At 38.2% G+C, this 8,495-nt stretch carries 8 protein-coding genes and 2 pseudogenes; 4 read left to right on the plus strand and 6 right to left on the minus strand.

The features are described 5' to 3' along the window. Positions 1 to 146 precede the first annotated feature (146 nt). The gene (locus CV014_RS28065; protein ID WP_236145019.1) at positions 147 to 902 is read left to right on the plus strand and encodes a phycobilisome rod-core linker polypeptide; all 756 of its coding nucleotides are present in this window, start codon (positions 147 to 149) and stop codon (positions 900 to 902) included. A 141-nt stretch (positions 903 to 1,043) separates the two neighbouring features. On the opposite strand, the gene CV014_RS28070 is transcribed toward CV014_RS28065, so the two are convergent. Then, the gene (locus tag CV014_RS28070; protein WP_268964941.1) at positions 1,044 to 1,466 is read right to left on the minus strand and encodes a helix-turn-helix domain-containing protein; all 423 of its coding nucleotides are present in this window, start codon (positions 1,464 to 1,466) and stop codon (positions 1,044 to 1,046) included. 79 nt (positions 1,467 to 1,545) lie between these two features. After that, entirely contained in the window at positions 1,546 to 2,475 is a 930-nt protein-coding gene (locus tag CV014_RS28075; RefSeq protein WP_236145021.1) for an RluA family pseudouridine synthase, read from the minus strand. Positions 2,476 to 3,207: 732 nt separating this feature from the next. On the opposite strand from CV014_RS28075, the gene CV014_RS28080 reads away from it, so the two are divergent. Beyond that, positions 3,208 to 4,308 (plus strand): response regulator, encoded by a 1,101-nt coding sequence (locus CV014_RS28080; protein ID WP_236145022.1) that lies wholly within the window; start codon positions 3,208 to 3,210, stop codon positions 4,306 to 4,308. A gap of 59 nt (positions 4,309 to 4,367) precedes the next feature. Then, positions 4,368 to 4,736 (plus strand): response regulator, encoded by a 369-nt coding sequence (locus tag CV014_RS28085; protein ID WP_236145023.1) that lies wholly within the window; start codon positions 4,368 to 4,370, stop codon positions 4,734 to 4,736. A gap of 103 nt (positions 4,737 to 4,839) precedes the next feature. On the opposite strand, the gene CV014_RS28090 is transcribed toward CV014_RS28085, so the two are convergent. After that, positions 4,840 to 5,661, minus strand: coding sequence for a sulfurtransferase (locus CV014_RS28090; RefSeq protein WP_236145024.1), 822 nt, complete (start codon positions 5,659 to 5,661; stop codon positions 4,840 to 4,842). Positions 5,662 to 5,780: 119 nt separating this feature from the next. Between CV014_RS28090 and CV014_RS28095 the strand changes: the two genes are divergently transcribed. Next, on the plus strand, positions 5,781 to 6,470 hold the full coding sequence (locus CV014_RS28095) for a helix-turn-helix transcriptional regulator (RefSeq protein WP_236145025.1): 690 nt from the start codon (positions 5,781 to 5,783) through the stop codon (positions 6,468 to 6,470). Positions 6,471 to 6,488: 18 nt separating this feature from the next. On the opposite strand, the gene CV014_RS28100 is transcribed toward CV014_RS28095, so the two are convergent. The 3 genes and pseudogenes from CV014_RS28100 to CV014_RS28110 form a co-directional block, all read right to left on the minus strand. Then, positions 6,489 to 7,199 carry a PmeII family type II restriction endonuclease gene (locus CV014_RS28100; protein ID WP_236145026.1) on the minus strand — a complete coding sequence of 237 codons (711 nt, stop codon included), beginning with the start codon at positions 7,197 to 7,199 and terminating at the stop codon, positions 6,489 to 6,491. 281 nt (positions 7,200 to 7,480) lie between these two features. Beyond that, positions 7,481 to 8,293 (minus strand): annotated as a pseudogene (locus CV014_RS28105) (DNA-methyltransferase); the annotation flags it as partial. Positions 8,294 to 8,379: 86 nt separating this feature from the next. After that, positions 8,380 to 8,495 (minus strand): annotated as a pseudogene (locus tag CV014_RS28110) (uroporphyrinogen-III C-methyltransferase); the annotation flags it as partial.

Genomic DNA, 8,495 nt, shown 5'->3' on the forward strand with positions numbered 1-8,495 from the left:
TTGTTGCGTCAACGTTTCAGGTATTTGCAACTACTTAATTAAGTTATGTAATTTTTATCAAACTAAATCGAATAATTCCTTCCCTTCTCCTTTATGATTATGATAACTTGTAAGATTTCGTTAAGGAAAAGGGAGATTTTGTATCCGTGGCACTTCCTCTTTTAGAATATTCCCCTAAGTCTCAAAACCAACGAGTAAGCGGTTATGAAGTTCCTGGTGATGAACAACCCAGGATCTACTCTACAGAAAACCTACTTTCCTCTACTGATTTAGATAATCTGATTGAAGCCTCCTATCGCCAGATTTTCTTCCATGCTTTTGCTGCTGATAGAGAGCGTTTTTTAGAATCTCAGCTGCGTAGTGGTCAGATTACAGTGCGTGATTTTATTCGCGGATTGTTATTATCTAACACCTACAAGCGTAGTTTCTACGACCTCAACAGCAACTACCGTTTTGTAGAACAAACAGTACAGCGTGTTCTCGGTCGTGATGTATACGATAATCGGGAAAAATTAGCTTGGTCAATTGTCGTAGCTACCAAAGGTATTAAAGGCTTCGTTGATGACCTACTCAACTCTGATGAGTATCTAGAGGCTTTTGGGTATGATATCGTACCTTACCAACGTCGTAGAGTCCTACCTGGACGCTCAGAAGGTGAACGGCCTTTCAACATCACATCTCCTCGTTACGATGAATACTATCGTGCGAAACTTGGCTTCCCTCAATTCATTTGGCAAACTTCTGTCCGCACCTACGCATCTCCAGACAGACAGCCCAAAGCTGGTAGCCCCTCTCTGTTCTTAGATATGGCGCGGAGTATTAATCCCCAAGTTAACGCTCCTCAACGTCTTTCTGTACAAAACATTGATATTGAACGTTCCGTTCCTTATCGCGGCAGATAATAAAATCTGAAACCTCACTCAATATGAGATTTTAAATTTTGCGGAAAGTCTGATTGGAGATTTCCTTCAACCAGATTTTCCAACAAGGATTTTGTATAGAAAATTCCAAGTTCAAAATTTCAAACCACTTAATTTTCGTAGTTAAGCACACTCATCACTGTTGTCGGAGCTAAATCCTAATTCCAAAAGGGCTTTACGGATTTTTGCTTTAGAAGGGCGCACTTTAGGGACAGTTAGCCCCATTTCTCTGGCGGTTTCAAATAAATCTCGCATTAATATATCAAGGGAAGTATTCTCTGCATCTTCAGGAATAGGCTGAATTCTGGCTTCGTAGGCTAAGGTATAAAGTTCTAGGTGATGTTTTCCCATCACTCTAGCTAGTTTTCGTAAAGTTTCAGGGGTAGGACAAGTTCCCTTAAAGCAAGCACCTCTCAATCTTGGTTGAGGAACACCAGACAAATCCGCCAGACGATTCATACTGATACCCTGTTCTTCCAAGTATTGAAGAATGAATCGTCCTAAAGGGGAGCAATCTTCAGATTTTATTTGCAACCTTGCTGGCATTTTTCGGTATCAGGAAAATCTAAATATCTACAATATAGCGGAATCCAAGATATTACGCATAATCTTTATGGGTGATAGGTTACATTGATCTGCGTCTCAGAACTTCCACCAGAGTTGTAAAAGTTGGTGGAGGTGTTGCTGTAACTTCAATCCATTCTTGGGAAATGGGATGTTGTAACTTCAACCGCCAAGCGTGGAGTGCTTGACCTGGTAAGTTGACTCCCACAGAACGACCGGAAGCATAGAGAGGATCGCCAACTATCGGATGACCAATCTTAGCACTATGGACGCGGATTTGGTGGGTGCGTCCGGTTTCGAGTTGAAAATGAATTAATGTATAGTTACCCAGACGTTCTTGAATTTGCCAATGGGTAATAGCTGTTCTCCCGCCTTGTTCTACGGGTACAACTGCCATTTTTTTGCGGTCTTGGGGATGGCGACCAATGGGTAAATCTATTGTGCCACTGGTAGTTTTTGGCGCACCATAAACTACACCTAAATATTCTCGGCGTGCGGTTTTGGCTTGGAGTTGGGCTTGTAGGTGTTGATAGGCGATGTCAGTTTTAGCGATCGCGATCGCCCCTGTGGTATCTTTATCTAGACGATGCACAATTCCTGGCCTTTGCACACCACCAATCCCAGGTAGACTGGGACAATATGCGAGTAAAGCATTTACTAATGTCCCGTCGGGATGTCCTGGTGCGGGATGAACGACTAAACCAGCTGGTTTGTTGAGAATGAGTAACTGCTCATCTTCGTAGAGAATATCTAAAGGGATATTTTCCGCTTGCAGTTCTAATGGTTGCGCTTCAGGAATTTCTAAAGTGATGCGATCGCCTACTTTTACATTTATCTTTTTAGATGTGCAGACATGACCATTAATTTGCACCTTGCTTTGTTCAATCAGCTGCTGAATGCGAGACCGAGATAAATCGGGTAACTCATCTGCAAGGTAACGGTCAAGACGTGCGCTATCTTCTTCGACTTGTAAAAAGAAATTGTTCACCATTGAGTTGTAATTCAAGTGGAAATAATTATACCAATTCGCAATGGGCTAACGCCCCGCTTCTCTCCGAGACGCTAACGCGTAGCTTGCTTCCCCGGAGGGGTACGCTAACGTAATTAAGATTCGTAGAGAAGAGAGGACTTCAGTCCTCTATCACATAAGCATCTGGTAGGGAAAAGATAAGGACTAAAGTCCTTACTACGAACTAGATTCTCATGATTTATTATGATGTCAGCTTGTGATACTTTAGTTCTTTGGTTAAATAACTTTTTTGAATGTATTTTAAAACACTTAATTATGTTAAGTAATATTGCCATAAGGCTCTATTTCTGGTGATTTTTAATTAAGTAATAACAACGAGAAATAGTTTTTTGCTACTGATGGGTTTGAGCCAATATCTCTAATTTTGAGAATTGCTGTACTGTTAGATGAGTGAGATTAACTAAAGATACAGAAAAGATAGCTGATTTTTGGGAAAATTTTTCCTGGTAATCAGTAAATACTTTGCTGTTTAATAAGGGAGTGCAATTACTTTCCAAGTAATTTGCGTTAATCAATGTTAGTGCTAGTGGCTTACAAAAATTATTACACTGTAAGCCGCAAAAACTGTGCTGAATATAACTTTGCTGGCTGCATCGATTGAGCGATCGCAGTTATACAAACATACCTAAAAATCTGGCAAATTTTCTCGGAATTCATATTTATATAATATTAAATTTTTCGCTGAGTGCCACTATGAAAACACTACCTATTAGTAGATACAGATTTTTCCAGAAAATACAACCGCTATCACTGTTAAAAAAAATCACTGGTAAAACTGTAACCGGCTGTTTACAGGTGTTCAGCACATCCGGTGCTTGGTCAATTTATGTAGATGAGGGTAGACTAATTTACGCTTGCTACTCAGAAAGAATGTTTGAGCCGCTTTATCGCCACTTACAGACTTTGAGCCAGGAAATTACCACCCTCCCTAGAGAAATTAACGACCAGTTACGGGTAATTTTTGAGACAGATATCGAAAATCAATCTATTCCTAATCCCGATTATTTGGCTATTTGTTGGTTAGTTAATCAAAAATATATCAGTCCCTCACAAGCCGCCATACTTATAGAACATTTGGCGTTGGAAGTTTTACAGACATTTTTAGTGTTAGAGGAAGGTAGTTATGAGTTTATACCTGAAAGTTTTTTAGATGACTTACCTAAATTTTGTTACTTAAATTTGCGCTTATTAGTAGAACAGTGTCAACAACGAGGACACGCATCTGAAGGATTCAAAAAGGAAATGGATATTGCCGACTTGTATAAAAATAGTATGCAATCATCCGTGAGTCATAGAGTTAACTATCAGAGTTATACTAAACCAAAACCAGAACCAAGACTCCCCAAAATAGATACTAAACGTTATCCATCTCAGCCCTTAAATAATAATCATCACTATCAGTCAAATTCACCAAATGATTCTGACAGAAAGATTTATAAGATATTTTGTATAGATGACAATTTAGTTGTATTAAATAGTATTAAGAACTTTTTAGATGAGCAAATTTTTTCCATTATTGGGGCTACAAATTCTCTAAAAGCGTTGATGGAAATACTGCATACCAAGCCAGACATAATTTTACTGGATGTTGATCTGCCAGATTTAGATGGCTATGAATTGTGTTCTTTATTGCGAAAACATTCTAATTTTAAAAATACTCCTATTATTATGATGACAGCAAAAGCCAGTCTAATTGACCGAGCTAGAGCTAAAATAGTCGGGTCATCAGGATATTTAATTAAACCATTCACTCACAGTGATTTACTTAAAGTAATTTTTAAACATATTGTTTAATTATCGGTTACAAAGTTAAATACCTGATATCACCTTCTGATTATCATGGAGATTCAGGATTGAGTATTACTTGGGTAGGCAAAGTTTTAATTATTCAAGACTCCCTGAGTGAGTTAGATTTCATCAGTAGTTATTTAGAATCACAGGGCTATCAAATTATTAAGACTCATACAACTAAAGCTGGTATAGAAATTGCTTTAGAAGTTAGACTGAGTGCAGTTGTCACTGATGTAGTGATACCAGGAAGAAGCGGATTTGAACTATGTCGCTTTTTTAAAAGTCATTATACTTATCAAAATATCCCGATAGTGGTTTGTAGCGCGCATCATCAAGAAACTCATAGAATTTGGGCGAGAAAACAAGGTGCTGATGCTTACTTTACTTGGCCTTTTGTCGTAGAAGATTTATTAAACGCCATTCAGGGTTGAGGAAGGAGTTAAGGGGAAAGGGAAAGAGGTTTTACAAAAAAGGGAACGGGGAACAGGGAACAGTGAAACCCTTACACCCTTATACCCCTACACCCTTACATCCCTAAACATTGGAAAGACGACTCCATTGATTCCATGAACCGTCATAGTTACGAACTTGGGGATAGCCGAGTAAATACTTTAAGACGAACCAGATGTATCCAGAACGCCCACCAATAGCGCAATAGGGAAATATTTCCTGATCAGGTGTAATACCTTGACTTTCATAAAGACTTTTCAATTCAGGCAATGATTTGAAAGTGCCGTCCTCATTTAAAGTCAGAATGTGTTCAATATTAACTGCGCCGGGAATATGTCCAGCACGTTCATTCTTTTTTGGGGGTTGATTGAAAAACCATTCACCACTGTATTCTTGAGGCGTGCGAACATCCAATAGGATGCTATTTTTTCTATTCATAGAAGCTTGAACTTCCGAATGCAATACTCGTAACTGAGGATCAGGCGTTTGAGCTTCGTAGGGAACTGATGAAAAGGTTGATAATTCTGGGGACAGGGGACGATTTTCTGATTTCCATTTTTGATATCCACCATTGAGAACTTTGACATGATTGTGTCCAAATAATTTTAATAGCCAAAAAATCCACCCTCCTGTTCCTGGATAACTACCATAGGCAATCACTGTTGTATCGTTAGTGATACCAGAACGCGACATCAAATTAGCAAAGGCGATCGCATCTAAATTCATGCTCAAATCCGGCAATAATATGTCTGTGAAAATATGCCAAAATACAGCCCCAGGAATGTGAGCATTTTTGTATAGTTCTGGACTTGTATCAACTTCTACAATGCGAAGATTGGGATCATGGAGATGATTTTCTAGCCATTCAGTATCTACTACAACTTCAGGATGAGCGTACTGGGACATGATTTTTCTCAAAATGTTAAAGTGTGACAGTAAATTTTCAAATAATTTCCTGTCCACAGTTAAAATTAGGCTCATTTCCTGACTCAGCCTAGTCCTCGAACGAGTACACTTTGTGAATCATGGCGAACTTACAATCTTTGTTTCAAAGGATTATCCACGCAAAAAACGAACAGGAATTAAAATCACTGCTTTTCCCCGAATTGAGTGATTATTTTGCGGCTAAACGCTCAGGATTATTTTTTCTAGAGGAACTCCCTTTGCTGGATAGCAGGTTGCAAAGGGTGATGCAGTTTGCTTTATCTACTAAACGTAATCCCGTTGTGCGTTATTTAGTAGAAAGACATACCCCCGTTCATGAAGCTTTAGTAATTTCACCGAAAGCATGGCAGTTAATTTGTCCACGGGCTGATCATTGGCACGTTCTGGTAGGGCCAATTGTCAATCAAGGTCAATTAGTGGGTGTGATTGCTTTTACCCGTGCTATCGGGATGACAGCATTTGATACACAGAACTTGCTGGATGTGAGCGCGTTATGTCTGCATTTATCGGCTTGGGTAGCAACGGTAAGATCCCTAAATTTAAATCCAGGTAAATTAGGATACCAACAATCTAAAACTCATCAATTAACACCCCGTGAAATGCAAATTGCTCAGTTAGTAGCACAAGGGCGAACTAATGCTCAAATTGGGGTGGAACTGTGGATTACGGAAAATTCTGTAAAGCAAGCTTTAAAACGGATGTTCCGTAAACTAGAAGTTTCATCTCGTGCTGAGATGGTGGCTCAATTGTTTGTCGGGACTCAACGCTGATTGAAACCTATTTATGTTCTATTCTTCAAAATCTAGTGCGTCTGCTAAATCTAGAGTTTCTTCTAAATCTGCATCTCTATCTTCTAATTCTAATGTCATCTGTTGAGATATTGCTGCTAATTTGACATCGCCTTTTTTAGAAACATAATCAACTAGTTTAATCCAATCAATACGACCATTTGTAGTAAAATACTGCATAAATTCAAAAGTCATTTCATTAACTTTGGCATCAAGAGTAGACTTAAAAATTTCATCTTTTTTCTTGGCTTCCTCTCCAATAGGAACAATAATTTCTTGGTAAAGTTTGGCATCTTCTGAAATAAATTCCCAAAACTCTTGTCCCGCATACTTGAAGTATGTTTTATCTGTATCCACATCTTCCTTAAAAGGGCTACTATCCTTGCCGTACATACAACCGTTAACGGCTATGATATTACTTGTAAAACCTTGATTTCTCAATGACTGCCGGGCTTTTTTAAAATTATCTTTCATCTTACTGATTTGGTCGGAATTTCCCCAACTAGTCCCAGATTTAATCCCTACAATATAATATGTTCCATTTCGCTCAAACTCTAGATCAACACTGTTGAGTTTCGACTTAAAACCACCGTATAAAGATTCACATATATATATAGCAAACCCTTCCAACAAGTTCCCAAAAATTGTTTCTTCCTGTGATGAAAGAAAGGCAGTAATGATACTATCAACAAAATCTTGGGCGCGCTCAATATTTTTTGCTTTAAATAAATAAGGATTTTTACGTTTGAGAACATTTTAAGCTTTAATTTGTTCAATTTCTCAAATCTTTTATCATAGAAAGGTGTGAGGACGTGCTGAATTAAGTAATTATGATAAATCTGATAATTTTGGTCTGCCACATTTAACTCCTCATGGTACTGATGATGGTTTGCCATAAGTTGAGTATTGATAACTGTTGCTGTGATATTCATGGCTGCCAGTTCACAATACTCTTTTTTAATCTCAATTCCTATATAATTTCTACCCAATTCTTTAGCAGCTATACAAGACGTTCCTGAACCAGCAAACGGATCAAGAACTACATCATCTACATCAGTGAATAATTTGATGAACCATGAAGGGAGAGCTTTAGGGAAAGCGGCACTATGATTTTTATTGCCGCATTCAGTTGCTAAATGTAAAACATTGGTTGGATAAGCCATTTTCCGCTCCAACCAATTAGAGATATTCTTGCCAAATCCACTTTCAACTTTAGAATTATCGCGTCTTTTGTCAGTCTCACTTAAATTTTTGAGCCGAGATTTTGCCCAATCTCCCATAGGAACCATGACAGATTCCTGATTCATCTTAAATTTTTTTTGCTTATTAAAATGTAAACAACGTTCCCAAGAATCACGAAAGCGATTAGACCACTTACCAGGATAACTATTTTTTTTATGCCATATATATTCTTCAGTCCATAACCATCCCTGTTTCTGCATCCCTAAAATTAAATGCAATACGTATGGATGTCTTTCCCCATTAACAACTTTCTCTTTAATATTCAGAATGAAAGAACCTTCAGGTTTTAAAACTCTTTTTAGTTCTAATGCTCTTGTGAGGAACCAATCAGTATATTCATCTGGTGCAATTCCTCCATAAGTTTTTTTTCGACTATCAGCATATGGAGGGGAAGTGACAATTAAATCAATACTTGCAGAAGGCAACTTGCGTAAAACATCTAAACAATCACCGAGAATCAACTTATTATGCCAAGTTTGCGGGTTATTCTGATCTATTGACTCCAACTGCTGAATCAGAATTGTCTCAGATTCCAAGGTAATGTTTAGTGCTGTTTCTACCATAGCCCAACCTTTTAGACCAAAATTTTACTTAGCTAAAATGCACAGAAGATAAATGCGTGGCGTTTTAGTTTACCAAGAAAATGGGTTTAAAGCTCTCTCTTTCTGGGACGGCTTTCTGATAAAATACTGTGCAGATTTACTACTGAGCCAATTACCGCGATCGCAGGGGCTTCAAATCCGGTTTTCTCTACTAGTTCCAACA

The sequence above is a fragment of the Nostoc sp. CMAA1605 genome, assembly GCF_021596505.1.
Classification (GTDB): Bacteria; Cyanobacteriota; Cyanobacteriia; order Cyanobacteriales; family Nostocaceae; genus Trichormus.

Bases quoted from the DNA above. Each gene is read 5' to 3' on its own strand.
- CV014_RS28075 (WP_236145021.1), bottom strand. From the start codon at position 2,475: ATGGTGAACAATTTCTTTTTACAAGTCGAAGAAGATAGCGCACGTCTT.
- CV014_RS28070 (WP_268964941.1), bottom strand. From the start codon at position 1,466: ATGCCAGCAAGGTTGCAAATAAAATCTGAAGATTGCTCCCCTTTAGGA.
- CV014_RS28080 (WP_236145022.1), top strand. From the start codon at position 3,208: ATGAAAACACTACCTATTAGTAGATACAGATTTTTCCAGAAAATACAA.
- CV014_RS28095 (WP_236145025.1), top strand. From the start codon at position 5,781: ATGGCGAACTTACAATCTTTGTTTCAAAGGATTATCCACGCAAAAAAC.
- CV014_RS28090 (WP_236145024.1), bottom strand. From the start codon at position 5,661: ATGTCCCAGTACGCTCATCCTGAAGTTGTAGTAGATACTGAATGGCTA.